The 23,732-nt window shown below is 64.3% G+C and carries 34 protein-coding genes and 2 tRNA genes; 5 read left to right on the top strand and 31 right to left on the bottom strand.

Going from position 1 to position 23,732, the window contains the following annotated elements; translation table 11 throughout:
* Positions 1 to 293: 293 nt before the first annotated feature.
* The 3 genes from V7R84_RS05035 to V7R84_RS05025 all read right to left on the bottom strand — a co-directional run bounded on the left by V7R84_RS05035 (position 294) and on the right by V7R84_RS05025 (position 3,221).
* Positions 294 to 1,478: a glycine C-acetyltransferase gene (locus V7R84_RS05035; protein WP_338572702.1), complete on the bottom strand. Its 1,185-nt coding sequence runs from the start codon at positions 1,476 to 1,478 to the stop codon at positions 294 to 296.
* A 40-nt stretch (positions 1,479 to 1,518) separates the two neighbouring features.
* On the bottom strand, positions 1,519 to 2,547 hold the full coding sequence (gene tdh, locus V7R84_RS05030; protein ID WP_338572701.1) for an L-threonine 3-dehydrogenase: 1,029 nt from the start codon (positions 2,545 to 2,547) through the stop codon (positions 1,519 to 1,521).
* Positions 2,548 to 2,630: 83 nt separating this feature from the next.
* Positions 2,631 to 3,221: a DUF1707 domain-containing protein gene (locus V7R84_RS05025; protein ID WP_338572698.1), complete on the bottom strand. Its 591-nt coding sequence runs from the start codon at positions 3,219 to 3,221 to the stop codon at positions 2,631 to 2,633.
* Positions 3,222 to 3,343: 122 nt separating this feature from the next.
* Between V7R84_RS05025 and pdxH the strand changes: the two genes are divergently transcribed.
* A complete protein-coding gene (pdxH, locus tag V7R84_RS05020) occupies positions 3,344 to 3,979 on the top strand; it encodes a pyridoxamine 5'-phosphate oxidase (protein WP_338572696.1) in 636 nt (211 codons plus the stop codon).
* Positions 3,980 to 4,013: 34 nt separating this feature from the next.
* On the opposite strand, the gene V7R84_RS05015 is transcribed toward pdxH, so the two are convergent.
* Positions 4,014 to 5,804 carry a BCCT family transporter gene (locus tag V7R84_RS05015; RefSeq protein WP_338572695.1) on the bottom strand — a complete coding sequence of 597 codons (1,791 nt, stop codon included), beginning with the start codon at positions 5,802 to 5,804 and terminating at the stop codon, positions 4,014 to 4,016.
* Between the two features lie 478 nt (positions 5,805 to 6,282).
* Between V7R84_RS05015 and V7R84_RS05010 the strand changes: the two genes are divergently transcribed.
* Positions 6,283 to 6,477 carry a hypothetical protein gene (locus V7R84_RS05010; RefSeq protein WP_338572693.1) on the top strand — a complete coding sequence of 65 codons (195 nt, stop codon included), beginning with the start codon at positions 6,283 to 6,285 and terminating at the stop codon, positions 6,475 to 6,477.
* On the opposite strand, the gene V7R84_RS05005 is transcribed toward V7R84_RS05010, so the two are convergent.
* Together V7R84_RS05005 and V7R84_RS05000 are read right to left on the bottom strand one after the other, a co-directional pair.
* Positions 6,450 to 7,109 (bottom strand): YigZ family protein, encoded by a 660-nt coding sequence (locus V7R84_RS05005; RefSeq protein ID WP_338572691.1) that lies wholly within the window; start codon positions 7,107 to 7,109, stop codon positions 6,450 to 6,452. The genes V7R84_RS05010 and V7R84_RS05005 overlap by 28 nt on opposite strands.
* Positions 7,102 to 7,581 (bottom strand): peroxiredoxin, encoded by a 480-nt coding sequence (locus V7R84_RS05000; protein WP_338572689.1) that lies wholly within the window; start codon positions 7,579 to 7,581, stop codon positions 7,102 to 7,104. The genes V7R84_RS05005 and V7R84_RS05000 overlap by 8 nt, the downstream gene beginning before the upstream one ends.
* 66 nt (positions 7,582 to 7,647) lie before the next feature.
* Here V7R84_RS05000 and V7R84_RS04995 point away from each other — a divergent pair, with 66 nt between their 5' ends.
* Positions 7,648 to 7,947 (top strand): DUF3618 domain-containing protein, encoded by a 300-nt coding sequence (locus tag V7R84_RS04995; RefSeq protein ID WP_338572687.1) that lies wholly within the window; start codon positions 7,648 to 7,650, stop codon positions 7,945 to 7,947.
* Between the two features lie 30 nt (positions 7,948 to 7,977).
* Here the strand turns inward: V7R84_RS04995 and V7R84_RS04990 are convergent.
* A tRNA-Lys gene (locus V7R84_RS04990) sits at positions 7,978 to 8,050 on the bottom strand.
* Between the two features lie 309 nt (positions 8,051 to 8,359).
* On the opposite strand from V7R84_RS04990, the gene V7R84_RS04985 reads away from it, so the two are divergent.
* A complete protein-coding gene (locus tag V7R84_RS04985) occupies positions 8,360 to 9,175 on the top strand; it encodes a tyrosine-type recombinase/integrase (protein WP_338572684.1) in 816 nt (271 codons plus the stop codon).
* On the opposite strand, the gene V7R84_RS04980 is transcribed toward V7R84_RS04985, so the two are convergent.
* The 23 genes from V7R84_RS04980 to V7R84_RS15420 form a co-directional block, all read right to left on the bottom strand.
* Positions 9,172 to 9,345: a hypothetical protein gene (locus tag V7R84_RS04980; RefSeq protein ID WP_338572681.1), complete on the bottom strand. Its 174-nt coding sequence runs from the start codon at positions 9,343 to 9,345 to the stop codon at positions 9,172 to 9,174. The genes V7R84_RS04985 and V7R84_RS04980 overlap by 4 nt on opposite strands.
* Positions 9,342 to 9,668: a hypothetical protein gene (locus tag V7R84_RS04975; protein WP_338572679.1), complete on the bottom strand. Its 327-nt coding sequence runs from the start codon at positions 9,666 to 9,668 to the stop codon at positions 9,342 to 9,344. The genes V7R84_RS04980 and V7R84_RS04975 overlap by 4 nt, the downstream gene beginning before the upstream one ends.
* Positions 9,652 to 10,443 carry a hypothetical protein gene (locus V7R84_RS04970; RefSeq protein ID WP_338572676.1) on the bottom strand — a complete coding sequence of 264 codons (792 nt, stop codon included), beginning with the start codon at positions 10,441 to 10,443 and terminating at the stop codon, positions 9,652 to 9,654. Before V7R84_RS04970 ends, V7R84_RS04975 begins: the two co-directional genes overlap by 17 nt.
* A 2-nt stretch (positions 10,444 to 10,445) precedes the next feature.
* Complete coding sequence (locus tag V7R84_RS04965) at positions 10,446 to 10,781, bottom strand: hypothetical protein (RefSeq protein WP_338572674.1); 336 nt, start codon at positions 10,779 to 10,781, stop codon at positions 10,446 to 10,448.
* Positions 10,782 to 10,784: 3 nt separating this feature from the next.
* Positions 10,785 to 12,158, bottom strand: coding sequence for a hypothetical protein (locus V7R84_RS04960; protein WP_338572671.1), 1,374 nt, complete (start codon positions 12,156 to 12,158; stop codon positions 10,785 to 10,787).
* A complete protein-coding gene (locus V7R84_RS04955; RefSeq protein WP_338572669.1) occupies positions 12,151 to 14,073 on the bottom strand; it encodes a hypothetical protein in 1,923 nt (640 codons plus the stop codon). Before V7R84_RS04955 ends, V7R84_RS04960 begins: the two co-directional genes overlap by 8 nt.
* A gap of 129 nt (positions 14,074 to 14,202) precedes the next feature.
* The gene (locus V7R84_RS04950) at positions 14,203 to 14,442 is read right to left on the bottom strand and encodes a hypothetical protein (protein WP_338572667.1); all 240 of its coding nucleotides are present in this window, start codon (positions 14,440 to 14,442) and stop codon (positions 14,203 to 14,205) included.
* Between the two features lie 16 nt (positions 14,443 to 14,458).
* Positions 14,459 to 14,815 carry a hypothetical protein gene (locus V7R84_RS04945; protein ID WP_338572665.1) on the bottom strand — a complete coding sequence of 119 codons (357 nt, stop codon included), beginning with the start codon at positions 14,813 to 14,815 and terminating at the stop codon, positions 14,459 to 14,461.
* A complete protein-coding gene (locus V7R84_RS04940) occupies positions 14,815 to 15,234 on the bottom strand; it encodes a hypothetical protein (protein ID WP_338572662.1) in 420 nt (139 codons plus the stop codon). The genes V7R84_RS04945 and V7R84_RS04940 overlap by 1 nt, the downstream gene beginning before the upstream one ends.
* 14 nt (positions 15,235 to 15,248) lie before the next feature.
* Entirely contained in the window at positions 15,249 to 15,614 is a 366-nt protein-coding gene (locus V7R84_RS04935; RefSeq protein ID WP_338572659.1) for a hypothetical protein, read from the bottom strand.
* Positions 15,615 to 15,624: 10 nt separating this feature from the next.
* Positions 15,625 to 15,936: a hypothetical protein gene (locus V7R84_RS04930; RefSeq protein WP_338572657.1), complete on the bottom strand. Its 312-nt coding sequence runs from the start codon at positions 15,934 to 15,936 to the stop codon at positions 15,625 to 15,627.
* A gap of 3 nt (positions 15,937 to 15,939) precedes the next feature.
* Positions 15,940 to 17,478, bottom strand: a complete 1,539-nt coding sequence (locus V7R84_RS04925) for an HK97 family phage prohead protease (RefSeq protein ID WP_338572655.1) — start codon at positions 17,476 to 17,478, stop codon at positions 15,940 to 15,942.
* Positions 17,471 to 18,577, bottom strand: coding sequence for a phage portal protein (locus tag V7R84_RS04920; protein ID WP_338572652.1), 1,107 nt, complete (start codon positions 18,575 to 18,577; stop codon positions 17,471 to 17,473). Before V7R84_RS04920 ends, V7R84_RS04925 begins: the two co-directional genes overlap by 8 nt.
* 68 nt (positions 18,578 to 18,645) lie before the next feature.
* A complete protein-coding gene (locus V7R84_RS04915) occupies positions 18,646 to 20,058 on the bottom strand; it encodes a hypothetical protein (protein WP_338572649.1) in 1,413 nt (470 codons plus the stop codon).
* Positions 20,055 to 20,399, bottom strand: coding sequence for a hypothetical protein (locus V7R84_RS04910; protein ID WP_338572646.1), 345 nt, complete (start codon positions 20,397 to 20,399; stop codon positions 20,055 to 20,057). The genes V7R84_RS04915 and V7R84_RS04910 overlap by 4 nt, the downstream gene beginning before the upstream one ends.
* Before the next feature lie 4 nt (positions 20,400 to 20,403).
* A complete protein-coding gene (locus tag V7R84_RS15425; RefSeq protein ID WP_412728088.1) occupies positions 20,404 to 20,820 on the bottom strand; it encodes an HNH endonuclease in 417 nt (138 codons plus the stop codon).
* Positions 20,817 to 21,107, bottom strand: a complete 291-nt coding sequence (locus V7R84_RS04905) for a hypothetical protein (RefSeq protein WP_338572644.1) — start codon at positions 21,105 to 21,107, stop codon at positions 20,817 to 20,819. The genes V7R84_RS15425 and V7R84_RS04905 overlap by 4 nt, the downstream gene beginning before the upstream one ends.
* A complete protein-coding gene (locus V7R84_RS04900; protein WP_338572642.1) occupies positions 21,104 to 21,379 on the bottom strand; it encodes a hypothetical protein in 276 nt (91 codons plus the stop codon). The genes V7R84_RS04905 and V7R84_RS04900 overlap by 4 nt, the downstream gene beginning before the upstream one ends.
* On the bottom strand, positions 21,372 to 22,079 hold the full coding sequence (locus V7R84_RS04895; protein WP_338572640.1) for a hypothetical protein: 708 nt from the start codon (positions 22,077 to 22,079) through the stop codon (positions 21,372 to 21,374). Before V7R84_RS04895 ends, V7R84_RS04900 begins: the two co-directional genes overlap by 8 nt.
* The gene (locus V7R84_RS04890) at positions 22,076 to 22,255 is read right to left on the bottom strand and encodes a hypothetical protein (protein WP_338572639.1); all 180 of its coding nucleotides are present in this window, start codon (positions 22,253 to 22,255) and stop codon (positions 22,076 to 22,078) included. Before V7R84_RS04890 ends, V7R84_RS04895 begins: the two co-directional genes overlap by 4 nt.
* A 217-nt stretch (positions 22,256 to 22,472) precedes the next feature.
* Entirely contained in the window at positions 22,473 to 22,715 is a 243-nt protein-coding gene (locus tag V7R84_RS04885) for a hypothetical protein (RefSeq protein ID WP_338572638.1), read from the bottom strand.
* Positions 22,705 to 22,986 carry a hypothetical protein gene (locus V7R84_RS04880; RefSeq protein WP_338572637.1) on the bottom strand — a complete coding sequence of 94 codons (282 nt, stop codon included), beginning with the start codon at positions 22,984 to 22,986 and terminating at the stop codon, positions 22,705 to 22,707. Before V7R84_RS04880 ends, V7R84_RS04885 begins: the two co-directional genes overlap by 11 nt.
* A gap of 55 nt (positions 22,987 to 23,041) precedes the next feature.
* The gene (locus V7R84_RS15420; protein WP_412728109.1) at positions 23,042 to 23,230 is read right to left on the bottom strand and encodes a helix-turn-helix domain-containing protein; all 189 of its coding nucleotides are present in this window, start codon (positions 23,228 to 23,230) and stop codon (positions 23,042 to 23,044) included.
* A 98-nt stretch (positions 23,231 to 23,328) separates the two neighbouring features.
* On the opposite strand from V7R84_RS15420, the gene V7R84_RS15415 reads away from it, so the two are divergent.
* Positions 23,329 to 23,637: a helix-turn-helix domain-containing protein gene (locus tag V7R84_RS15415; protein WP_412728108.1), complete on the top strand. Its 309-nt coding sequence runs from the start codon at positions 23,329 to 23,331 to the stop codon at positions 23,635 to 23,637.
* Here the strand turns inward: V7R84_RS15415 and V7R84_RS04875 are convergent.
* Positions 23,599 to 23,671 (bottom strand) — tRNA-Lys (locus V7R84_RS04875). The two genes, V7R84_RS15415 and V7R84_RS04875, sit on opposite strands and share 39 nt — an antisense overlap.
* Positions 23,672 to 23,732: the final 61 nt, after the last annotated feature.

Genomic DNA, 23,732 nt, shown 5'->3' with positions numbered 1-23,732 from the left:
GTGGCGGTGAGGATGACGGTTCTCAAACGTGTTCCGACGATTTCTGATACGGGAATGCGCAGCTGACTTTTCTCGATGTTCAAGTTGAAGGCGTGGGGCTCGAAAATGACTTCCGAAGTGGTGACCAAGAGGTGACCGCCACGTGCCACGCGCCCACGTGCGCCGCTAAGGATAGCCGGTATCGAAATGATTCCCCCGCGGGATGGCTGAGCATCGCGAGGTAGAGGCGCTGCATCAAAACATGTCATCAAAGATGTGTCCGGCGGTTTTAGCAGGTGTGTTCTGTACGACTTTCACCGCACCTCCGACCTTGCCTCGACGAATGCGCGGATCGCTGTATCCAGGTCTTCTCGGGTCAAAGAAGCCGACAGCTGGGTTCTGATCCTCGCCCGGCCCTTGGGAACCACCGGGTAGCTGAAAGCGCGTACGTAGACGCCGCGTGCCAGGATGGCGTCCGCCATGCGGGCTGCAAGCACTGCGTCGCCGATCATTACGGGAGCGATCGGGTGATCGGATTCGGGGATCTCAAATCCTTCCTCGGCCATGCGAGTGCGGAAATAGGCGGCGTTCTCGCGCAACCGGTCGAGGAGCTCGCCGGAACGGCTGAGGAGACCGAGGGCTGCCAGGGTGGCAGCAACGATCGACGGTGCCAAAGAGTTGCTGAACAAGTATGGTCGCGACCGCTGGCGCAGCAACTCCACGATGGGGGAGCGGGCGCAGGTGTAACCTCCGGAGGCTCCGCCGAGAGCCTTGCCGAGGGTACCGGTGATGATGTCGATGCGTTCGGCGACACCAAAACGCTCCGGGGTGCCGGCTCCGGTTTCGCCGACGAAGCCCACGGCGTGTGAGTCGTCAACCATCACCAGTGCGTCGTACTCGTCCGCCAGGGTGCAGATATCGTCCAGCGGGGCGACGTAACCATCCATCGAGAACACGCCGTCGGTGACGATGATCCGGTGTCGCGCATCCCGGGTCTCCTTCAAGCGGGCACGCAGATCGTCGAGGTTCCGGTTGCGGTACCGGTGACGAGCCGCCTTGCTCAGGCGTACCCCGTCGATGATGGAGGCGTGGTTGAGCTCGTCCGAGATGATCGCGTCCTCGGCTCCGAACAGAGTCTCGAACAGTCCGCCGTTGGCGTCGAAACACGATGAGTACAAGATGGTGTCGAATCCCTCTGCCCCGAGCCGAAGGAACCGGGTCAGCCCGGCCTCGAGGTCCAGGTGCTGGGTTTGGGTACCGCAGATGAACCGCACAGAGGCCATGCCGAAACCCCAACGCTCGAGAGCTTCCGTGGCAGCCGCGATCAGCTCGGGTGAGTCCGCGAGCCCCAGATAGTTGTTTGCGCACAGGTTGATGACGTTCCCAGCCGGGACGCCAACGTGTGCCGCCTGAGCCGTAGTGAGCGGCTCTTCGTGTTTGTACAGGCCCTCGGCGCGCAAAGCGTCGAGCTGGGAGGTCACATCGTCGAGGAAGGTCATGGTCGTGCCTTTCGAATGGGTGTGGAAGTGAGGGCGTTCATCACGGTTCCCAGTGCATGACGACCTTGCCGGATTGGCCGTCGCCTGCGATGGCGAATGCTTCGACGAATTGGGTCACGGGGAACCGGTGTGTGATGACCCCTGAGATGTCGAGTCCGGAACGGATCAGGGAGTTCATGGCATACCAGGTCTCGAAGATTTGCCTGCCAGTGACGCCCTGGATCGTGAGCATGCTGAAGATGATCTTGGAGAAATCCACGGTCAGTTCCTGTGAAGGGGTGCCGAGCAGTGCGATCCTGCCACCGTGGGTCATGTGGTCGATCATGGAACGCAGCGCTGTTCCCGACCCGGACATTTCCAATCCGATGTCGAACCCCTCCTTCATCGAGAAGCGATCGTAAACCTCTCTCAGGTCCTCCCGACCGGTGTTGACCGTTGATGTGATTCCCAGGGTTTCAGCCAGGGAGAGCCGCTCGTCGCTGAGATCGGTGATCACGACGTTCCGGGCTCCTTGGAACTTCGCCACCAGGGCGGCCATGATCCCGATCGGGCCGGCGCCGGTGACCAGGACGTCCTCGGCCAGGGCCGGGAACTGGAGCGCGGCATGGACGGCATTGCCGAAGGGATCAAAAATGGCGGCGACATCCGGATCGAGCTCCGGTGGATGCACCCAAATGTTGGCTGCAGGCATGGCGAAGTACTCGCAGAATGCACCGTTGACGTGGTAGCCGATTCCCCGGGTCTGCTGGCAGAGGTGACGTTTTCCCGCTAGGCAGGCACGGCACCGTCCGCACACGTAGTGCCCCTCGCCGGAGACGAACTGCCCGATCTCCAGATTGGTCACAGCCGAACCGAGCTCAACGATGGTGCCGCAGAACTCGTGTCCCACGATGCGTGGGGTGGTGACTGTCCGGGCAGCCCAACCGTCCCAGCGGTCGATATGCACATCGGTGCCGCAGATCCCAGTGCTCCGGATTTTTATCAGGACCTCGGTGGGGCCGGGGGAGGGGACGGGAACATCAACCAACTCCAGGCCTGGGCCGGGGTGCGTCTTCGCGAGGGCCAGCATGGGCTCATCGTCCCACAGCGTTTCAGCGCATTATCCCCCGGGGGGGCATGTCGGTGTGTGGGCAAAGTGGTGCAGAAGACTGACTATCTCCCCAGCTGGTTCTGTAAGGCTTCGATGGCATTCTTCGCGGTGAGCAGATTTGCTCCGGTCATTTCCCGGTAACGCTTGATGGCCGGGATCATTCGATCCTGGTGGATCAGTGCCACCAGCTCATCGCGTTCTGCGGGACGAAGTTCTCGTGGTTGTTGCTGCAGGGTGTGATCAGCTGATTTGGTCATCTTCCTGTTGAATGCGAGGTTCAACAAGAAGATGAGGACCAAGAGCCCGCCCCAGTAGCGGAGGAATATGATACATCCCACTATCGCTACGGCCCATATGGCGTACGTGGTCCACGAGGAACGTCGTGCCGGGAGCCCCGCAGTGGTGGGCTGGAGTGGAGTTCGTGAGTGCGAGGTCTCGTACGCGGGTGCTCCGTACATGGTGCTTGGCCCACGTCCTGGAAGGTCATTGAACAAGGCAGAGAGTTCGCCCTTGGTTTTTGCGGTCAATGCGGAGGACATGCGCTCGTCGAACTCCTCTGCGGTGATCCGGCCCGCGCTCATGTGCTCGCGCAACAGCGTGATTGCTTCGTCGCGTTCCGCATCGCCGATACGCAGGTTCTCATCGCCAGCCATACCAACAACAGTAGCGGGCCTGGAAGAAACTGGTCGTCAGTATCCAGTATCTACGCACTTGTGATGCGTTCGACAGGAGGCCCTCATCGGGGCTGGCGCACAGCTTCTGGAAGACTGAGGACATGAGCCTTCATGATGTGCGACGAGACTATTCCGGGGATGTGCTCCCGCAGGACCTGACCTCCTTCGATCCCTGGGAGTTCTTTACGTTCTGGCTCGAAACGGCGATAGCCGCTGATGAGGTGGAACCGAACGCCATGCTGCTGGCCACCATTGGTGCCGACGGTCGTCCGCGTTCCCGGGTGGTACTGCTGAAGGAAGCAAGCCGTAACGGTCTCGTCTTCTTCACCCACTACACGTCCCCGAAAGGTGAACAGCTGGCTGCCAATCCGGTCGCATCGGCCACGTTGTGGTGGCCGCACTTGATGCGCCAGGTACGTGCCGTGGGGGCGGTGACGAAACTTACCCGTCAGGAAAACGAAACCTATTTCGCCAAACGTCCCCGGAATAGTCAGCTGGGGGCGTGGGCTTCCCGGCAATCCGCACCCATCGTCTCCCACGACGACCTGCTCGAGGCGGCGGCTCAGGTATCCGAACGCTTCGAGGGGAAAGACGTTCCCTGCCCGCCGGAATGGGGTGGATATCGGATCGACGTCGACGAGTTCGAGTTCTGGCAGGGCCAGTCCGGCAGGCTCCACGACCGGGTCCTGGCCCGGCGGAATGTGGATGGCTGGAACGCCATCCACATTCAGCCCTGACCATACGCTCCATGCACAAGGCCAGAGAGGTCCGCTACTCCGAGGTGTGATTCCTGCGCCTGGAAAGCTTGATCCGGAGTGGCCGGCGTTTGCTTTCTCCTGAAGCGGATTCCTCACTCACGGTGATCTCTTGACCGTCCAAGTGCTCGGCAACGGATTCCCTCACGTGTTCGGTCACCTTGTCCATCACGTGTTCGGTCATTTCCCGGCGCAGTATCCGGTTCTCCAGTCGCAGGCGTTGCCGGTGTTCATTGCTGAACGCGCGCAATGTCGCCAAGCAGGCCAACACCATCACCACGCTGAACGGCGCCGCTGCGAGGATCGTCATGGTCTGCAGCGCGTCGAGACCGGCGGTCAGGTTTCCTCCCGCTGCCGCACCGCCCCAGAGCAGTACGGCGGCGATGCCGCCGCCAAGGATGGCCCACGTCACGCGGGTCAGGACAGGGGGATCCTGTTCCCCGCCGGTGGCGACCATGTCAACCACGAAGGCCGCGGAGTCGGCGCTGGTGACGAAGAAGATCACCAGCAGAATCAGAAATCCAACGATCAGCACGTTGCTTGCAGGGATGTGCTGCAGCACCTGGAACAGCGCATTAACCTTGTCGACAGTCCCATCGTCACCCACCAAGCCGCTGGAATTCCCCTGAGCATCCACGAGGGCATCGCCGGTACCATTGGTTTTTTGCCACTCTAGCTGTTGCCACAGCGCTGTTCCGCCCATGATCGAGAACCACAGGAAGGTCACCAGCGTCGGCACGGCCAGCACTCCCGCCACGAATTCCCGGACCGTGCGCCCTTTCGAGATGCGGGCGATGAAGATTCCTACGAACGGTGACCAGCTGATCCACCAGCCCCAGTAGTAGGTGGTCCAGGACCCGAGCCAGGACTCGCCCTCACCGCCTTGGAATGGCAGGGTGCGGGAACTCAGGTGCACGAAATTGCTGAGGTAGTCGCCGATGGTCTGCACGAACTCGCGTAGCACGAACAACGGTTGTCCGAGCAGCAGCACGGCCAGTGCCAGCACTGCGGCCAGCATCAGGTTCGCGTTCGAAAGCCATTTGATGCCACGGTCCAGGCCGCTCAGCACCGAGCAGGTGGCCAACGACGTGATGATGGCGATGACCGCGAGCAGTACCCAGATCTCAGGCTTGAGGATGTTCAGGTACTCCAGGCCGGATGTGAACTGGGAGGCTCCGAAGCCCAGGGATGCCGCCACCCCGAACAGGGTTCCGACGATCGCGAACACGTCGACGACATCCCCAAGCCAGCCGCGCACCCGCCTGCCGAACAGCGGCTCAAGCACCCACCTGAGGGATACCTTCCGTCCCTTGCGGTGCACCGTGTAGGCGATGGCCAGCCCGACCACGATGTAGACGGCCCAGGCAGACAGTCCCCAGTGCAGGAAGGATGTCGTCATCGCGTCCTGCGCCTTGGCGGCGGAGGATGTTCCAGGAGTGCCGGGTGGGGGAGTGCCGTAGTGGCTCAGGGGCTCCGCAACGCCCCAGAAAACCAGCCCGATCCCCATGCCTGCGGCGAAGAGCATGGCGAACCAGCTCACCAACGAGTAGGAAGGGGGTTCGTCGTCGGGGCCGAGGGTGATGTTCCCGTACGGCCCGAAGGCCACCAGCAGGGCGAATCCGACGAAACCCGCAACGATGAGGCTGTAGTACCAGCCCAGCCCGTTGACCACGGATGTGTTCGCCGTCTTCAGCAGATCGCTCAACCACTGCGGTGCCACCGCCGCGAGCCCGACGAAACCCAGAACGATCACAGCGGTGGGGACTGCGACCGCCGCTTTCCAAGGATTCTTTTGCTGTCCAACCATTTGGCCAGTCTTTCAGAAAAATGGTGCATTCACTTTCGTCAACCGGGGTGGCTCTCGCGAAAGGGGTCAGACCGCAGCCTCGGCAGCGACCGGTAGGGTTGATTCTGACCACCAGACAGAGCCGGTTACGCTGCCTGCACAGTGAACACGAAAGACCCAGGACGGATCCCCAGAAGATGAATGAGCCGACCGCAGCTTCTCCCCAGGAGCCGCAAGGCGAACAGAGGGTTCCTAGAGTATGTGGCTACCTCGTCAGGGGCATCAGCAGGTGCAGCCCCGGTCGTTCAGGCGCGCAGAGGTCTCGCGCGTGTCTTCGCAGGGAACCAGCGTGCTTATTTTTGCGGTGGCGGCCACAAGTCGCCGAGTGGGGAAAGTCCGACCGGCACCATCTTTCTGCTGATCGGTCTTGCACTCGTTGCCGCGGGCGTTTCCCGTCTTCTCAAGGTGCGTTGACCAATGGGCGCGGACGGACCTCGATGTGCTGAAGTACGTTCGAATGGGGCTGCTGGCCGTTGTCGTGGCGACGGGCATTCTGCTGCCCATCACTAATTACGCCCCCTTCGCATGGGTTGCAGGTGGCGGATTCGTGCTGGTGTTGGTGCTGGGCCACCCGGTCTTGGCGAAGCGTACCGAGCCGGGGGATGATCAGCCGAGGCGATCGACCCAACGCTGACCTGTCGGGTGAGCTGTCAAGGATCCAGCTGAGAGGGCCGACAGGAAGGAGTTGAATTCGCCGGTGGCCGTCACCGGAACCGCAACAGTGATCCGGGCGCGGTCTCCCCAAGCGACCCCCTCCACCGTGACGTTGACTCCAGAGGGCAGGACCGCGCCACGCAGTGAATTCTCGAGCGTGCCGATGTTCGCGAAGTCCGCGTCGATTCCCAGCAAGGTGCACAGTTCCACCCGTCTGGTGCCGACCGTCGCTACCGCGTGGGCCACGGCCTCGGAATAGGCTCGCACCAACCCGCCTGCGCCGAGTTTGATGCCCCCGAAGTAGCGGGTCACTACTGCCACCACATCGGTCAGGTGATTGGAGGTCAGCACAGTGAGCATCGGCACTCCTGCGGTTCCTGCCGGCTCTCCGTCATCCGAGGAACGGGCGGCGCGGCCCTCAGCTCCCAGCACGAAGGCGGAACAGTGATGCCGGGCATCGAAAAACCTGGAGCGCCGCTCGTCGACTACCGCGCGAGCGGTTTCCTCCGAAGTAACGCGGCGCAGCCGGGTGAGGAACCGGGAGCGTTTGACCTCCAACTCCACGTCCACTCCGTCATCGACGTCGGAGTCGATGGTGAGAAACTCAGACACCAAGCTCACGGCGCAGTTTCGCGACGTGCCCCGTCGCCTTCACGTTGTACTGGGCGACCCGGATGGTTCCGTTGCCCTCGGCATCCACGTCGATGACGAAGGTGGAGCGCAGGACTCCTTCGATCTCTTTGCCGTACAGCTTTTTGGTCCCGAAGGCGCCGTAGGCGTTCAACACGTCGCGATCCGGGTCGGACAGGAGGGGAAACCCGATATCGGAACCGGTCGTGAATTTTGCGAGCTTCTCAACTGTGTCCGGGGAGATGCCGATGATGGTGTAGCCGGCGGCTGCGAAGGCTGTGTGCGCGTTGGTGAAGTCCACCGCCTGGGTGGTGCAACCTGGTGTCATCGCCGCAGGGTAGAAGTAGACGATGACAGCGCGAGAAGGGTGATCGGAGAGCGAAACCGGGACTCCTTCCGCGTTCGGTAGGGTGAAGGCAGGGGCCGGGGAACCCGGGATGAGGCGCGCAGTCATGACCGACAGTCTACGGTGCGCGGAAGCCTCTAAGCTGGTGTTCGATCGTTGAAGTAAGGGGAAGCAATGGACAGCGACACCAGCCGCACCGTGGAGGAGATCCGCGCAGAGCTGGCCAGCAACCGTCAAAGTTTGGCAGGCGCCATGGAAGACCTCGTTGATTCCGTGAAGCCCGCGAACATCGCCAAACGGGGTCTCGACGACGCGAAAAGTTTCGTGGCGGATGAGTTCCAGGCCATCAAGGGTGAACTGCGTGATGAGGACGGCTGGCGCACCGACCGGCTCATGGTCATCGGGGGTGCGCTCCTCGGAGTGGCGTTGTTCGCCGTCACCATTTATGCGCTGGGGCGACGGAACCACACATGATTCACAAAAGGCCCCGGGGCCTTCGTGCCGTACACCACCAGGGACTCGAACCCTGAACCCGCTGATTAAGAGTCAGCTGCTCTGCCAGTTGAGCTAGTGGTGCGCAGGACCGGCGTCCCGGCCTGAGTACACCACCAGGGACTCGAACCCTGAACCCGCTGGTTTGGAGTTCTTCGGTGGTGCAAGACGGAACTATACACCGATCCTCCGGTTCCCGCGTCATGGTCAGGCGGTGGCGGCATGACCACGGCACAGCAGGCTTGGGAGGAATGGGATGCGCTGGCCGGAGACGTCGGCTGCGGTGCGGCAGTGACTACATGGCGGCGGTGGGAGGCGGCCCGCGCGGGCGAGACAGCGCGGTGATTGCTGGGGTGATGGCGGAGCAGTGGACAGCGGTGGATACGCTCCGGCGGTGACTGATCCAAGGGTGAAGGCGGTCCCGGTTGCGTGGGCTGGCCTGATGGGGGAATGGACTGATGGGTTGCGTGCTGCGGGGTTGTCGCGGGAGACCGTGGCGTTGCGTAGGGCGCATGTGGCGCAGTTGGCGCGGGCGTTGGGGTCGTCTCCGGGGGAGGTGACCCGGGCCGCGCTGGTGGAGTGGCTAGGGTCTCGAGATTGGCAGCGGGAGACACGCCGGGCGGTGCGGTCGTCGTTGCGGTCCTGGTGGCGGCACGTGGGGCGTCCGGAGCTGGCGGATGCGGTGCCGATGGTTCGGCCGGGGGACGTGCGTCCGAGACCCTTGCCGGATGATGCGTTGACGTCGGCGTTGATGGTGGCTGATGAGCGGGTGACGTTGATGCTCCGGTTGGCTGCTGAGGCCGGGTTGCGGCGCGGCGAGATTGCCCGGATCCACGCGTCGGATCTGGGCACGGATCTGCTGGGAGCAGTGCTGCGGGTGCGGGGGAAGGGTGCGAAGGAACGGACGGTTCCGATTGGTGCGGGGCTGGCCGCGGCGGTGCGGCTGCGCGCTAAGGAGGGCTGGTTGTTCCCCGGGAATGACGGCGGGCACTTGTCGCCGAGGTGGGTGGGGAAGTTGATGTCGAAGACGCTGCCGGAGGGGTGGACTCCGCACACGTTGCGGCATCGGTTCGCGTCTAGGGCGTATGGGGCGACGTCGGATGTGGTGGGGGTGTCGCGCCTGCTGGGTCATGCGTCCGTGGCCACAACACAAAGGTATGTGGCCACGGACGCGGATCGGCTCCGGCGGGTCGCCGCGGCGGCCGCCTAACTCTTGGGGGTGTTGACCATGGCCAGACCGGTGACGGACATGGCGAGGCCGGACCATGCCGCGGCCTGCTCGCCGGTGACTACGCCGTAGACGAGCAGGACTCCGAGGCCGGCGGTGGCGATGCCGTAGATCCAACGGCGAAGGTCTGGGTTGGCGATGATGCGGTTCATGCGGTGTTCCTTTCTTGGAGTGCGTTGATGGCCCGCCACATGCGGGCGTGTTCCTTGTCGGCTCGGGAGAATCGTTCTCCGAGTTGCACGACGCTGTCGGCGGTGCGGTCGTTGCTGCGGCGTAGTGCTTGTAGTTCGGTGAGGACAGCGTCGGTGTGACGGGCTGATGTTTCGTCGGCGCCGGCGATTCGGTCCGTGGCGGCTTTGACTTCGCCACGGACCACGTCGAGTTTGTCGGTCACGATCTTCGCCACGCCGCCGACGGCAGTCAGCAGCGCGGCGAAGGCGGTGATCAGGAGTGCCAGGTCACCGGGCGTCGGCATTACCGAGGACCTTGAGGATGGTGTCCAGCTTGGATTCCAGAGCGTCGACCTTGGATTCCAGAGCGTCGGCCTTGGCCGCCAGTGCGCGGACACCGCTCTTGGTGTCTGCGAGCTCTTGGTTGACCGGTGTGTATTCGGGGTCGGGTCCCCCGCGGCGCACGTCCGCGAGGTCTTCGGAGAGTTCCTTGACGCGGACGGCCAGGTCTTTTACGACTTCGTCGAAGTAGCCGCAGTCAGGGATGTAGGTGCGCCACACCTTGAAGTCGATGATTTGGGCGAGTTCTTCTTTGTTTTGTTTGTCCATTGGGGTCTCCCAGATATCGGTTTCGGTTCGGCCGGCGGTGCCGGTGAGCCATGGGCGGGTGTTCTTCTGTGCGGCGAGCACCAGGGCGGGATCGCAGTGCTCGGAGGTGTTGTTGCGCAAACTGATGTGGATGTGTCCGGTGTGGGGGTCTTCCCCGTGGTAGGGGCGGGCACGCCATCCGTAGTGGCAGCTGTAGATGATCTTGTTGTAGATCACGTAGTGGACTCTGCTATCCCCGATGGTGGCGTTCAGCAGGGTGGGAACGTGGATGCCGTCCTTGTCGATGTCGACGGCCCGCACGACTCCGTCCGGGTCCTTCTCCCCGTATTCGTCGTAGGGGTTGTGTTCGGAGGTGGTCAGTGAATGCTTGTAGTCGCCGATTGTGCCGTCCGTGGTGCGGTCACGGTTCGGCCATCGGGCGTTGACTTCGGCCATCAGCTGCTTCAGGGCCGGTGCGAGTGTCCAGGCCATGGTCAGGCGTCCATCTGTATGGCGATCCAGTGAACTTCGGCGCCGTCTCCGGAGTTGAGGAACGCGGTGAATCCGGAAGTGCTGAGGCTGTAGAAACGGACGGCGTTCCAGTTGACGCCACCGGAGGCAGAATCGATACCGAAGGCGAGGACGGGTTTCTTGCTGAACCGGCCGACGGGGAACTGCACGGCGATGCTGGCCGCGGCGGCTGAGGGTTGGCGGACGATCCCGGTGGCGACGGCGTAGGGGATGTGAGCGGCTGTGGTGGGGTTGCAGGCGTCGTTGAGGTGAGCGGCCTCAAGGACGGCTCCGGGTTGGAAGGTCATGTGGGCCGGCATGGTTCATGCTCTCCTTGCGAGTTTGAGGGTGACGGTGTGTTTGTGACGGGGGTAGGGATCGGTGATGATGTCCCAACGGTTTTGCACGCCGACGACAAGGCATCGGTAGCGGTGCCCGAGGCGGAATACGTCGACGGCGGTGAGCATGCGGATGGGTGAGGTGCCGCTTTCGGTGGCGTGGCGGCCGTGGAGGGTGACGGAGACGGGCCGGGCGGCGGCGTCGGCGGAGCGGTCCAGGATGTATCCGGCGACGCGGTTTTCATCTCCGGGCATGGGGACCGCGTCGACGCGGGCGGTGCGGACGCCCCATTGCTCTAATGCGGTGGGGTTCGCGTGGGTGGTGTTGACGGATTCGTCGTGGCCATCGTCGCTGATGCGGTGTGCGGTGAGTTCAACCACGGAGGTGATCGCCCGGGTGCCGCCGGCGATTTCTATTCCGGTGTAGGGCATGGGGGTGCGGTAGTCCACGATCCCGGCTTCGTCGTAGGGCAGGTCTGTCAACACGACTTGGGGTTTCCGGACGGTGGCGGGATCCACCAGGCGGAGCCGTTGTCGGGATTCTCCGATGCCTGCTCCGGGGTCGACGGGGCCGATGTCTGAGGTGGTGCCGGACGGGTCGGGGATGATGTTCCAGATGAGTCCGGCGGTGGCCGCGACCATGGATATGTGACGGGATAGGGGGCCTTCGTAGACGGTGCCGCAGCACCAGGGTTCCCCGCCGGGCGGAGGGGTTCGTTGGAAGGGCAGCCCGATGGGCAGGTCGGCGTAGGGGCTGGAGGTCAGCAGGTCACGGAGGCAGCCAATCCAAACACCTTCTCCGCGGCGGCCGTAGCGGGTGATGTCGGAGAGCCGGGCGACGCCGTCTACCGCGGTCAGGGTCGTGGTTTTCCGGGCCGTGGTTTTGTCCCATGTCTCGGAGATGTCCTCAACATGGCCGCACCACGCGATTTCGTCTTCCGTGAGCCATTCGCCTGTGAGGTAGTGCTTCAAGGCGCCGGTGCGGATGATGCGGATGGGGGTGCCGGCGTAGACGGGCAGGGTGGTGAAGCTGGGTGCGTTGAGGAACTGGATTTCGCAGGACCCGGCGTCGGGGGCCATGTCGGCGGTGTCCTGCTGGGATTGGGATGTGCGAATGGATGTGATCCATTGGGTGATATTCAGCCATACCATTCCAGGGCCGACGGGGTAGAGCCGGTCGTTGTTCAGACGACCGTTGCTTCTGGAGTCGAGGGTGAAGGCGTTGGCGACGTGGGCTGCTTGGAGGGGGTTGAGGGAGTTGAGGGGGGTTTTGTCGAGCCGGAAGCCTTCGGCGGCGGGGTCCATCACCCACACTTCGACACGTGGCGGGGCGTCGTAGTATTCGGGTCCGTCAGACACGGCCCCTCCTTCGGAACACGTCTTCCACGGCGTCGGCGATGTCGCGTGCGACCTCATAAGAGGGTTTGAGGCTGTGGAGGTTGATGGTCAGGTTGATGCCGGTATTGCCGGGGCCGGCGAAGGCGTAGCCGGGGGTGGTGAGCGGGTCGGGGGTACCGGAGGCGGTGACGGCGTTGGCCATGGCGGTGGCTGCTTTCCGGACGTCGGGGAGTCCGGCGCCGAGACCGAGGGCGAGACCGGCAGCGGTGTTACGGCCGATACCGGCGAACACCTTCGAGGGGGACGCGATGCCGAGTAGGCGTTTCGCGAATCCGATGACGTCGCCGATGACCTGCCGGATCTTGTTGACGATCGCGCCGGGGCTGAGGGCGTTGGCGAGGGAGGAGATCATGTTGCCGCCGATTTCAGCGAGTCGGGAGCCGATGCCGGAGAGGGCCTGCCATATCTGGCCGGGTAGGTTCCGGAAGAACGTGATGACGTCGTTGACCTTCTGGCCGACACCGCGGGCGAACCCGGAGACGGCGTTGACTGCGTCGTTGAACTTCTGCCGGGCTCCGGAGACGAATCCGGTGACGGTGTTCACGGCACCGTCAAAGACGGACTTGAACCAGCCACCGAGGGATTGCAGGGACCCGGTGACCGCATTCCACGCGGCTATGAGTGCGTTACGGAACCCCTCATTCGTGTTCCACAGATACATCAAAGCAGCAACAGCCCCAGCCACCGCGAGAGCGATCAACCCAATCGGGTTGGCGGCCAGCACAGCGTTGAAGATCGCTTGGGCTGCGGCTGCGAGTTTGGTGATGGCTTCCCATGCTGCGGTGGCTGCGGTCCAGGCTTGGAAGGCGAGGACGATGCCGCCGATGGCGGCGGCGATGGGCAACAGCCAGCCTTGGGAGTCGAGGAGCCATTGCCCGAATTGTTGGAGGGCTGGCCATAGCTGGGTGGTGAGGGTGGTGGCCCAGCCTTGCAGGATGGGCAGGATGTTGACGCCGATCCATTGACCGAGGACGGTCAGGGCGGGCAGGACGGTGCCGGTGATCCATTGCCCGAGCTGTTCGAGGGCGGGGCCGGCTTGTTCGGCGATGACGTTGCCCCATTCCTCGAGGACGGGCACGGCGTTGGCGGTGATGTAGTCCGCGGCGGCCGAGATCGCGGGCAGGAACGCGGTACCGATCTTCTGGGACAGGTTGCCCCACCACGCTGCTAGGCGTTGCTGCTTGCCTTGCACGGTGTCGGCTTCCTTCGCGAAGTTCCCGTGAGCGTCTTTGGTTTGCTCCATGATCAACGCCAAGGTGGCTGCCTGCTGTGCTTCATTGCTGAAGCTCCCACCGACTTTCTCGAAGCCCAAAGCCGCGGCCTTCGCGTCGATCTCAGCTTGCTTGAGTGACACTCCGTAGCGTTCGATGGGGTCTCGTTCGCCTTTCAGGGCGGAGGAGAGAGCGCCGACGGCGTCGGCGGTGGTGCCGCCGAACATGGATGCGAGGTCGGCGCCGAGGCTGATGAGTTCGTTGGTTTTACCGCCGAGCTGGTCCATGGCGGTGCCGCCGTTTTTCAGTTGGGTGCCGATGACGGTCGCCAACTGGTTGTAGCTGTCCCTCGAGAGCCCGACGGAGTTTTGGGCTCCTTTGGCCCATTCATGCATCTGGGCGGTGTTGGTTTTGAAGACGGTGTCGATAGCCCCGATGGATTGTTCCAGGTTCCCGGCTTCTCCGATGGCGCCTTTGAGGTACACCCCGGCGGCCGCGCCGAGGCCACCGAGAGTAGCTCCGGCGGCGGCACCGAGTTTCCCAACGTGGGAGATCATGCCGTCCAGGCCGGCGTTCTTGGTGAAGTTCTTCAACGCGTTGACGGCTTTCGCGGTTTCAGCGAGCACGACGATTTCGAGTTTGCTCTTCTTGCTGTTACCGGCCACGGTGGTAGTCCTTCACTGCTCGGATGATGGCGGCGCGTTCACGGATGGTCAGGTTGCGGTATTCCCCGGGGGTCAGGCCCGCGACAACGACGAACCAGGCCATATCCTCGGCCCGGTCGTCGCGGGCCGTCAGGATTCCGGGGAGGCCTCTTCCTGCCCTTCGGGGTTGATGTCGACGAAGCGGGTGTTGATGGCGTCTTCCCACGTTGCTGCGGGGTTGGTGGCACGGAGCTGGAGGAACCGGACGGCGGCGATCATCCGGGCCGGGGTGCGGCCGGATGCCTGGGCGGCGGTGATGTCGTCGAGGGTGATGCCGTGGTCTTCCAACTCGATGAGGTCGGCGATGGTGAGGTTCTGCATGTCGGGCATGGCTTGGGTTCCTGACTTACTTGTGGATTGCTTCGTCGATGCCGCGTTGGAAACGGGACAGGACTTCGTCCCGGCGTTTGTCCATGGCGGTGTAGAAGTACAACTTCGGTTTGATGTGCCGTTTGGGCCATCCGAAGTGCTGTACTCGGGCGTAGGGGGTGGTGGCGCGGACGATGGCGCGGTTCTTCTGTTTCGCGGAGCGAATGGAGCGTGCGAGCCGTCCGGATTGGGGTCGGGTTAGTGGGCGGGCGGTGTCCGCGATCATCAGCCCGACGTCGTGCATCACGGCCTTGAGGTCGGAGAGTTCAACTCCGGCCCGGTCCAAGCGTTTGATGAGGTCACGCAGACCGTTGACGCGGACACCGACAGCCATCAGGCCACGACCAAGGCTTTGTTAACCACACACTCGAACTCGTGCTCGAAGGTGTAGGACTTCTTCGGGTCGGCCGCCCCGCCGGACTTGGGTCGCAGCCCGATGTCGAGGGTTCCGGTGATGTGGGGTTTCTTCGCGTCGGCGGTGGCGTTGCCGTGCGGGGCAATTACGAAGGGCACGTCCTTGCGTCCGGCGTTGTCCCAGATGAGACGCCACAGAGAGTTCGCGTCGGTGGACTGAATACCGGTGACCTTCAACTTGCCCTTGTCGCTGCCGCCGGTGGCGACCTCGGCGAAGGTCAGGTTCTCCTTGTCGGCGGACTCGTGTTCCAGTTCCCATTCGGTGATGTCGGCGGCCTGGTCCTTGCCGTCGATCTTGAGGATGAGAGCAGCACCGTAGATACGGGTGGATGCGGGCATGAGCAGAATCCCTTTCAGTTGGTGAGGGTGGTGAGGGTGAACGGGATGATGAGATAGGGCTGTGAAGACGCGACGGTTTCGACGCGGTACCCGTGGATCGTCAGGTCGTATCGGTCGCCGACGGCTAGGAGCTTGTCGGCGAGTTCATCGGCCCGGCCGAGCATCACTTCGTTCTCGGCCGGGGCGACGAGGATCGTGCCTTGGAAGGTGAGTTGCCAAGACCCGTACGGTCCTTCGGGTTCGGGGATGAGGAAGTCCCCGTCGGCTTCCCGGATGGCTGCCAAGGGTGCGTGGAGCCGGTCCGGGAGGGTTGGGGAGGTAGGGATCCCGAGCGCGTCGGCGACGGCTTGGGTGACCTGTTGACGGGCCTGGGCGATCATCACCGGCTCCTTAGTCGACGGTTGGGGGGAGGAAGGGAGCGAGGATCCCTCGTGCTGCGCGGGTGTCGTCGGAGCCGATACGTACGGCGACACCGTCGACCCCGAAACCCCGGACCCCGTTGGGGCTGTTGCGGCGTTCGTACAGGTCGGATGCGAGCACGAGGCACGCGAGCCGTTGGGGGACCCACGGGACGGTCCGGCCGCCGATGATCTGGGTGATCTGGTCGGATGCGGCTTCGGAGACGAGCTTGAGCAGTTCTGGGTCGGCCGCTGGGTTGTTGACCCAGCGACCGAGTTCCTCGGGGGTGATGATCGCGGCCATGGCTCAGCTGATGGTCACGGGAACGATCGCTCCGGGCACTTCGGTGGCGATAGCCCCGAACTCGTAGACCCCGAACGCGCTGGTGAGGTCCAGGGCGGACAGGTCGTTGGTGACCCGCACCATGGGGGCCTTGTAGTGGCGGATGGCGTCCTTGTGGAAGAACGCTCCCTGGGTGACGCCGGTGCCGGAGTAGATGGGCATACCGAGCAGGATTCCGGCACGGAACGCCGGGGTCTGGCCGGTACCGACGTTGCTGCCCACACCCCCGAGCTGGAGCATGGGTTTGCCGTCCTGGTCGGCGAGCTGCATCAGCTTGATGAACTCTGCTTTGGGCAGCAGCAGACCGGAGACGGTATAGCCGAGAGCGGTGAAGGTTTCATCGATGTCGGCGAAGGCCTTGACCCACGGTTTCCAGTCGGTGCCGCCGCCGGTGACGGTGACCGCAGCGCTGCTCTGGGCGGTGACGGCGGCGTTGATCGCTGCCACACGGCTGGCGGCCCGCTGTTTCCCGGCGGCGACGGCGAGGGCCTGCATGTGGATGTCGATCATGGGTGCCTGGGCACGTTTCATGACCTGCACACTCATTTCCGCGGCGCCACCGAAGGTTTCGACCTCGGCGGTGGCGGTTTTCACCGACACCTTCCCGACGGGCAGCTTGTCGCCTTCCTTGGCCTGCTTCCCGACGGTGACCGTGTTCTCCTTCAGCTGCCCGAACTCGAGGGTCATACCGGTCTCGGGCAGAGCCCCTTCCGCGAACAGCCCGGCGAGCGGGTCGGCGGCCTCGATGATCCGGGTGAGGTCCTTGACCCACGTGGGCTTGGCGAAGTCATCAGCGATCGTGGTGCCGGTGTAGGCGCGTTCGAGGGTCCCGACAGCGGTGTTGTCGCCGTTGAGAGCGGCCCGGATGAGCTGCCCGGCGCTACGGGTGTCCGGGGCGGTGGGGCGGTCGGTGGCGGTGATGAGACGACGCACGTCCGCGACGTCTTCACGGAGACCGTTGAAGTCCTCGATGGACACTGCCGGGGTGTTGTTCGGGGTGGTGGTTACGGGCATGGGGATTCCTTCCTGGTGGCGGGCTTCGGTGATGACGGCTCCCGGGTAGGCCGGGTTCGGGACGATGGAGACCTCCCGCACCTTGATGCGTTCGTGGGTGATGAGCAGGGTGCCGTCGTCGAGTTTCTCTTCACGCCACTCGATGGGCTCGAAGCCGATGGAGAACGAGGTGACGGCCCCGTCACGGACGAGGGTTCGGGCGTCACGGCCTTGAGTGGTGTCGGAGATCGTCGCTTCGATCCGCCAACCTTCAGGGCTGTCGGAGGCGGTGTTGATACGCCCGATCGGTTCATGGTGACGCCACCACAGCTGCGGGTCGTAGTCCTCGACGGCGCCCGGGGCTACCTGTTCACGGATTCCTTCCCACAGGAGGATCTCTTCCCCGTACGGGACGGCGATTCCGGAGACGTGTGGCCCGTCGTCGCTGGCGGGGGCGTCGGCGCGGAAGAGGTAGGCGCGGCGTTGGAGACCGTGAGTGAGGTCATGCATCGGTGGGTTCCTTCGGGGTTGGGGCGGCGGTATCGGGGATGTGTTCGATCTCGCGGGCGTATTCGGGGCTGTAGACCCCGGCGGTGATTGCCGAGGAGTGGATCCGGAACCGGGTTTCCGCGTCGGCGCGGAGGAGGGATTCCACGTTGAGCCGGACCTTCTGGCCTCGTGGCACGAGAGACGTGAGCGCGGATTCGATTTCGATGACGTAGCGCATGAGCCGGAACCGCACGAACCCGAGCCAGTCTTGAGCGACGTTCGCGTAGGTTTGCGAGTCCCCGCGTTCGATCCCGAGGGTGAGGCTGCCGGGGATCCCGAACAGGTCCATGATCTCGGTTTTCGAGAACCGGCGGGATTCCAGGAACTGGGCGTCCTTCGGGGACAGGGTGATTGGTTCGTAGCTGATCCCGGAGGACATCAGGCGGGTGCGTCCGGCGGGGACCTTGTTCCAGGAGTCGAGGAGTTCTTTACGCTGGTCTGGGGTCAGGGATTGTTCCGTGGACAGCAGACCGGATGGCTGCCCGGACTCACGTACCCACGCGGTGGAGGCTTCGGTGAGGTCCCGATGTCCGGCGACCTCGGCGCGGGCGGCTTGGATCGGTCCGAGACCGAGGATTTCGCCGGGGACCTTGTGTAGCCGGAGGTGGGTGATCTCTTCCCGGGTGTAGTCCCGTCCGTTGTAGGAGTAGAGGATCCGGCCGTGTTGGTCCTCGAAGGGCCAGACCCGGCCGGGGTTGAGGACACGGGCCACGCTGCCTTGCCCGGTGGCGTCACGCCACACCCGCAGATACGCGTTCCCGCTGTACGCCAGGGATGTGACGACCTGGTGGAGCCAGTCGGAGCGGTCGAGCAGGTCGGGGTCCGGGTTCCGGATGAATGTTGTGTCCTCGATCCGCACGCCGTCGCGTTCGAGAACGACTCCGAGCTGTTCGATTGCGGCAGCGAGGATCGATACGGCGCTGTAGACCGCGCCGATACGGGCAGCTTGTTTCGGGTTGGTGACGACGGCGGTATCCCGGCTGGGCGGCGCGATCGGTTCCCGGCCGGTCTTGTTGTCGTCTCGGAGTCCGAGCCATTGGGCGACACGCGGGAAGATCATGCCCACACCGTCGCCCCACAGCGACCTTCCCGCAGATTAAGCCGCGCGTAATGGCGTGTTGTCTTGCTTTAGAAGCTGATGCCGGGCATAGCGGCGGGGCGGGTGACGGCGTGGAGCGCGAGCGCGGCCGCTCGGAGGTGATCGATAGGGCCGGGACTCTTGTCGGGATCGAACGCGAACCCGGCCCCTCCGGCTGGGCGGGTGACGGCGTCGCGGTACTGGTCACGTAGCTCCGCGGGTGCCAGGACGCTGGCACGAAGGTCAGCGATCTCGGACAGGAGGGTGGCGGTCGCGTCCGCCATGCGGGTTCCGGTAGCGGGCCGCAGCAGGTGGGTGGTCAGGCGGGCGGCGATGGCTCCGGGGTAGCCGGTGGGGTCGTACCAGCAGGGCCCGTGGAGAGCTGCGAGCGCGCCGGGCAGCCATGCCACTCCGGGCCGGGACTCGACTAGCTCGACGTGGCTGCCGGTGGGGGTGGGGTAGGCGGCGTAGATGCTGGCGCCGGTACGGTCTCGGGCGACGTCGAACGCGAACACCAATTCACCGGTGCGGGGTGGTGGATTGGTGACGGTGGCATCGTCGTAGGCGTTGAGGTCCCGCGCGACAGCGGTGTCCATGTCCGCGGGCCACAGGTTCAAGAACCCGCGTCGGATGTTGTCCAGGCCGCCGGCGGAGGGGTAGAGCGCGGTGATGTCAGCGGCGGTGGTGATGTGACCGACAGCGGGATGGAAGTCGAGGGCTTCGGGGCTGAGGGGGTCGCCGTCGCCGTCCTCGGCGTATCGGGGGTCGGCGGAGAACTCGATGTAGGCCATCCGGGAATGCGGGTCGGCCAGCGACGCCCGCCCGGCTTTCACCAGGGACCACAACCACTTCGAGGTTCGATCTCCGGCGGTGGAGATGATGATGAGTTGGGACCCTTCAACGTTTTGTTGGGTCGGGGTGATTGCTGCCAGCAACGCCGCCGAGGAAGCTTCGTCGAACGCCCACGCTTCATCAATGGACACGAACGGCGTGGTCTCGCCGTGCAGGGCGGTGGGTGTTGGAGCGAAAGGCGACAGAGCAACGTTCCCGAGCTGGAGGGCTTCGGAACCGACGGAGCGTCGGAGTGTGGTGAGTTGCCCGAGTGCTGGGGATGCTGTGGCCCGTTCTGCGAGGTCGTTGAACCGGCGGCGGGCGTCCTTGCCCTTCTGGGCGGTCATCCAGATGGTCGATGGTAGGCGGGGCCTGCCGTTGGGTAGGGGTTTGATGAGCCGGTCCATGTGCACGGCCCGCAGGAGGGTGGACTTCCCGGACTGACGGGGAACGGTGATCACCACGAGCGGGTAACGCCATGTGGTGGGTCGGTCCGGGTCCACGGCGGAGATCAACGCGGACGCGGGCTGCTGCCAGCCGAACAGGGGTTCCCCGAGCGCGGTGGCGCAGACCTGAACCCGCGCACCGTAGTGCTTGGCGCGCGGGTCCATGGCGGTGATCAGCTGGGTCATGACACGGCGGCCTCGGCCTCGGCTGCGGTGATAGCGGCAAGGAACTGCTGGGCGGCGTCGGAAACCTGTTCGTCCCGGACAGGAAGCCGGTCCAGGAGCTCGGTCAGCAACTTCAGCAGGTTAGCGGTGGCGATCGTTGTTTTCGGCTGTTGTAGGCCGATTCCGGCCCGTTCAGCGGTGGCCACCAGGAGTTGCGCGGTCAACGCGTCCCGGGGCGTCAGGGTTCCGGTGTCCTCGAGGGCTTTCAGGGTCGCGATGGCCGCGTCACGGAGACCGGAGTCCCCGCGGGATGTTGCGGCGGGTTCAAAGCCGGGCAGGGTAGGGGCAGCGAGCATTGTCATGGTTTCACCGGTCCCATATCGGAGGGTTCCCAGTCCAGTTCGGGCCGTATCCCGCCGAGTCGTCTTGCTTTGCCCCGTTTTTTGTGCTGACCCCGGGAGAAATAAGAGTTGGCGGCTCTTCCGGCCGGCCGGGCTGGGTGGAAAACCGGCCGGTCCGGACCGGCCGGCGGTCCGGGAGGGTGTCCCGGTTCCCTCGGGCCGTGTTGCAGGTCAGGTGAGCGGGCAGCAGGTTGGTGAGCAGGTCGTTGCCGCCCTTCGACTTCGGCCGGTGATGATCAACCGACAGGGACATGGGGTTGGGCCATGGCAGGGACAGGTCGATGGGTTGCCCGCACAGGCAGCACGTCGTCCCGTGGATGGCGACGGCCGCGGCGCGGAGTCGTTGGACCCGGCGGCCGGCCCAGCGTCGTGGGCCGGTCATGCTGACGCCTTCCCGGTGTGGCTGCGGCGGATAGCGACACGCTGGGCTTCCAGGCGGGCGGTCTTCTCCCAGCCCACCAGGGCGGCCCCGACGGTTTGGAAGTGATCGCAGTGCCGGGCCGATAGCACGGACCGACACAGGTCGGTGTCGGCTGAGACGTCACCGTACTTCGCGGAGGTCTGGGCCAGCTTGTGCAGCTCGAGAGCTCGGGCCCGGAGCTTCGCGAGTTCGTCGGCGAGTATGGACCACGGGTCCTGCATGGCGGGGGTAGGGCGGCGTTTGGTCACAGCGGGAGCCTTCCTTGGTTGATGGGGATGATGTTGTTCTCGGGTCGGTGTTCCTTCGGGATCGTGCGGTGGTGTCGGGCTTCGTCCCGGTGGATGCGGGGCAGCAGAAGCCAGGACGCTGGCATGGCCTCGGCCCGTGCTGTTGCTGGCTGGAACTCGTGGTCCCGCCATGGTGTTTCGGTGCAGACGACCCGGGAACGACGGCAGATCTCGCATTGGTCGGTGTTGGTGACCAACTGGATCGTCTTACCGCGACATACGACCTCACTCACGTACAGCACTGTTCAGCCCTTTCTCTTGAGCCCCGCGAAGCTGGTGGATTCGTTTGGCGACTTCTCGCCAGCGGGAACCCGTCTTCGGTCGGGGTTGGTTCAGCATCGTTCCGGTCTTGGGAAGGGGAGCCGGGACCGTAGGTCCGGCCCCTCCCTTTCCCTCCCCCTGTAAGGGGGGAAGGGGAGCATTCATTTCCCCATGGGTTGGTGCTTTCACCGGCTTGTAGCAAGGCTCAACGACAACCCGAGGGGAGCGTTTCCGTGCCGGGATGGTTCGGGCCCGGAGGGTTTCCGCCAAACGTTTCGCGAACTCCGCGGCACGGCGGGCGAGACGGCCCGGCATACGACGACGGGCGTACGTCACCAACGCGGCCAACAGCTTCTTGGACACCCGGATCAGCGACGGCCGCCGGCCGCCGGCGAGGATGTCACCGCGGGTCCAGGTGATCAACCCGACGGCTTCCATCACCTGCAACACCTGCCGGGTCCGGCGTAGCGACCGGCCCGACGCGTCCGCGACCTGAGCGACCGTGACCCGGCCGGATGCGGACTTCGGGGGCAGCAACACCGCCAACCCCCGCAACACGGCCCGGACGCCCTGAGCCGCACGCGTATCGAGGCCGAGCCACGCCGCCCGTGCCAGTGAATCCACCAGCACGGGCAGCGGAGCCCCAGCCGAGACCACGGGAACCGTGGTCATGACATCCCCCTGTCGTGACGGCGTTCGTCAGCCGCCAAGCAGACTTCCGTCACGGCGATGGATGCGCCCATCACACCGAACGGCACCGGCGCGGCCAGCATCAACCAAACCCCAGCGACGCCCACCAGCAGCCACGCCACCAACGCCGCCAGCCGCCACCAACGCAACCCGCTCATGCCGGCACCCCCACCCGGCGGCCGGCCCACTCAGCTGGGTTGTCATTCAGCACCGCCAGCCACTCACACGTCAACGCATGCTCATACGCCGAATCCACCGCGTCACGCCACCAATGGCAGCGGGCAGACGCTCCGCAACCAGGGCAGCCCCACGAAGCCGAGGCATCCCGGTAGTAACCCGACCGCGGCAGCAACCGCACAACGACCCGGAACGGTTTCATGCCACACCCCGGAGCCGGAGTTTCGCAGCGACACCCGCGGACAACACGTCATGCAACGTCTCAGCATCAGCCTCGACGTCTTGCGGGTTCGCCCGGAGGTCCTGAGCTGCGCGACGCAGCAACGCCCACGGGTCACAACCCCCACTCCAATCCGCCATCAACTCGGCCGCGGCAGCGACGAGTCGGGCCCGTTCCGCGTCACTCGCCGACGCGAAGTCCAACATCCGCTCACTCGACATCCCTCAACACCTCTTCCCCGGCCGCCATGGCCGCTTCATCCGACTGCCACTCCCAGTCCTCGGGAGCGCACAAACCAGGACGGTGAACATCCACACAAGCCGCGCGAACCAAACCGTCTTGAGCAACAGACACACGAGACCCAGCCAGCACCAACGCCGCCAGCCCCAACACCTCCGACAACCGCTCAGCAGTCACCGGCCCCTCAACCCGAACCGACAACGGCACCCCCGGATCCACCGGAACCGTCACCGTCAACGTCGCCTCAGTCATCCCGCCAACCTCCTCAAACCCCGACCACTACGCTGCGGACGGGGCCTGCCGGACTTCATCGGTCTAGCCGCTCGGCAGATGCCCGCCTACGGTCGGCAAGTGCTTGGACATCAAACGGGCTAAAAAGCATTGCGCCGCGTTGGCCGGGTGCCTTAGCCGCCATGGGGAGTTCTCCCCGGTGGACCATGCGGGCGACTGTGGAAGGGGTCACCTTCAGCTTTTCCGCGGTTTCGCGCGTAGTCATCAAACTAGGCATGTGCGTAATGTAGCGCATGGACGTGTTTCGTGTGCAAAGAGTTGCGCAGTTGGCGTGTTGACCCTTTGGCGCGTAAAGTTACGCGTATGACAGTTGAGACACGCATGCAGGGGTTCATCCCGAGGTTCACCGTTGCTGACCGCGCGCGGAAGGCACGAGAGCACGCGGGGTTGGAGCAAGGCGAACTCGCCGAGCGTATGGGCGTCAGCCGAGCCACGATCTCGAACTTGGAACGAGGGCTCGTTCAGAAGCCCCGTCGAATTGTCCTGAACGCTTGGGCTATGGCGACGGGGGTTGATCGTTTGTGGTTGGAAACGGGGAAGGCCCCGGCGGAGCCGGGGCCTGAGGGTTTGTCGTACACCACCAGGGACTCGAACCCTGAACCCGCTGATTAAGAGTCAGCTGCTCTGCCAGTTGAGCTAGTGGTGCTTGCGCGAGGACAAACAATACCCTTTCCGCGGCTCCGTGAAAAGTCCATGCGGGCGCACAA

This window comes from Arachnia propionica, assembly GCF_037055325.1.
GTDB lineage: Bacteria > Actinomycetota > Actinomycetes > Propionibacteriales > Propionibacteriaceae > Arachnia.
Note: the sequence above shows the minus strand (reverse complement) of the source record. Positions and strands in the feature narration are given on the sequence as shown.

Bases quoted from the DNA above. Each gene is read 5' to 3' on its own strand.
- V7R84_RS05025 (WP_338572698.1), bottom strand. From the start codon at position 3,221: ATGGCTGGCGATGAGAACCTGCGTATCGGCGATGCGGAACGCGACGAA.
- V7R84_RS05035 (WP_338572702.1), bottom strand. From the start codon at position 1,478: ATGACCTTCCTCGACGATGTGACCTCCCAGCTCGACGCTTTGCGCGCC.
- V7R84_RS04925 (WP_338572655.1), bottom strand. From the start codon at position 17,478: ATGCATGACCTCACTCACGGTCTCCAACGCCGCGCCTACCTCTTCCGC.
- V7R84_RS04920 (WP_338572652.1), bottom strand. From the start codon at position 18,577: ATGATCTTCCCGCGTGTCGCCCAATGGCTCGGACTCCGAGACGACAAC.
- V7R84_RS05015 (WP_338572695.1), bottom strand. From the start codon at position 5,804: ATGGTTGGACAGCAAAAGAATCCTTGGAAAGCGGCGGTCGCAGTCCCC.
- V7R84_RS04980 (WP_338572681.1), bottom strand. From the start codon at position 9,345: ATGAACCGCATCATCGCCAACCCAGACCTTCGCCGTTGGATCTACGGC.
- V7R84_RS15420 (WP_412728109.1), bottom strand. From the start codon at position 23,230: ATGACTACGCGCGAAACCGCGGAAAAGCTGAAGGTGACCCCTTCCACA.
- V7R84_RS04935 (WP_338572659.1), bottom strand. From the start codon at position 15,614: ATGATCGCCCAGGCCCGTCAACAGGTCACCCAAGCCGTCGCCGACGCG.
- V7R84_RS04965 (WP_338572674.1), bottom strand. From the start codon at position 10,781: ATGCCGGCCCACATGACCTTCCAACCCGGAGCCGTCCTTGAGGCCGCT.
- V7R84_RS05000 (WP_338572689.1), bottom strand. From the start codon at position 7,581: ATGACTGCGCGCCTCATCCCGGGTTCCCCGGCCCCTGCCTTCACCCTA.
- V7R84_RS04885 (WP_338572638.1), bottom strand. From the start codon at position 22,715: ATGTCGAGTGAGCGGATGTTGGACTTCGCGTCGGCGAGTGACGCGGAA.
- V7R84_RS04970 (WP_338572676.1), bottom strand. From the start codon at position 10,443: ATGGCCTGGACACTCGCACCGGCCCTGAAGCAGCTGATGGCCGAAGTC.
- V7R84_RS04895 (WP_338572640.1), bottom strand. From the start codon at position 22,079: ATGACCACGGTTCCCGTGGTCTCGGCTGGGGCTCCGCTGCCCGTGCTG.
- V7R84_RS04945 (WP_338572665.1), bottom strand. From the start codon at position 14,815: ATGGCTGTCGGTGTCCGCGTCAACGGTCTGCGTGACCTCATCAAACGC.
- V7R84_RS04995 (WP_338572687.1), top strand. From the start codon at position 7,648: ATGGACAGCGACACCAGCCGCACCGTGGAGGAGATCCGCGCAGAGCTG.
- V7R84_RS04930 (WP_338572657.1), bottom strand. From the start codon at position 15,936: ATGGCCGCGATCATCACCCCCGAGGAACTCGGTCGCTGGGTCAACAAC.
- V7R84_RS04910 (WP_338572646.1), bottom strand. From the start codon at position 20,399: ATGACAATGCTCGCTGCCCCTACCCTGCCCGGCTTTGAACCCGCCGCA.
- V7R84_RS04890 (WP_338572639.1), bottom strand. From the start codon at position 22,255: ATGAGCGGGTTGCGTTGGTGGCGGCTGGCGGCGTTGGTGGCGTGGCTG.
- pdxH (WP_338572696.1), top strand. From the start codon at position 3,344: ATGAGCCTTCATGATGTGCGACGAGACTATTCCGGGGATGTGCTCCCG.
- V7R84_RS04975 (WP_338572679.1), bottom strand. From the start codon at position 9,668: ATGCCGACGCCCGGTGACCTGGCACTCCTGATCACCGCCTTCGCCGCG.
- V7R84_RS15415 (WP_412728108.1), top strand. From the start codon at position 23,329: ATGACAGTTGAGACACGCATGCAGGGGTTCATCCCGAGGTTCACCGTT.
- V7R84_RS04915 (WP_338572649.1), bottom strand. From the start codon at position 20,058: ATGACCCAGCTGATCACCGCCATGGACCCGCGCGCCAAGCACTACGGT.
- V7R84_RS04880 (WP_338572637.1), bottom strand. From the start codon at position 22,986: ATGACTGAGGCGACGTTGACGGTGACGGTTCCGGTGGATCCGGGGGTG.
- tdh (WP_338572701.1), bottom strand. From the start codon at position 2,547: ATGCTGGCCCTCGCGAAGACGCACCCCGGCCCAGGCCTGGAGTTGGTT.
- V7R84_RS15425 (WP_412728088.1), bottom strand. From the start codon at position 20,820: ATGACCGGCCCACGACGCTGGGCCGGCCGCCGGGTCCAACGACTCCGC.
- V7R84_RS04940 (WP_338572662.1), bottom strand. From the start codon at position 15,234: ATGCCCGCATCCACCCGTATCTACGGTGCTGCTCTCATCCTCAAGATC.
- V7R84_RS04950 (WP_338572667.1), bottom strand. From the start codon at position 14,442: ATGCCCGACATGCAGAACCTCACCATCGCCGACCTCATCGAGTTGGAA.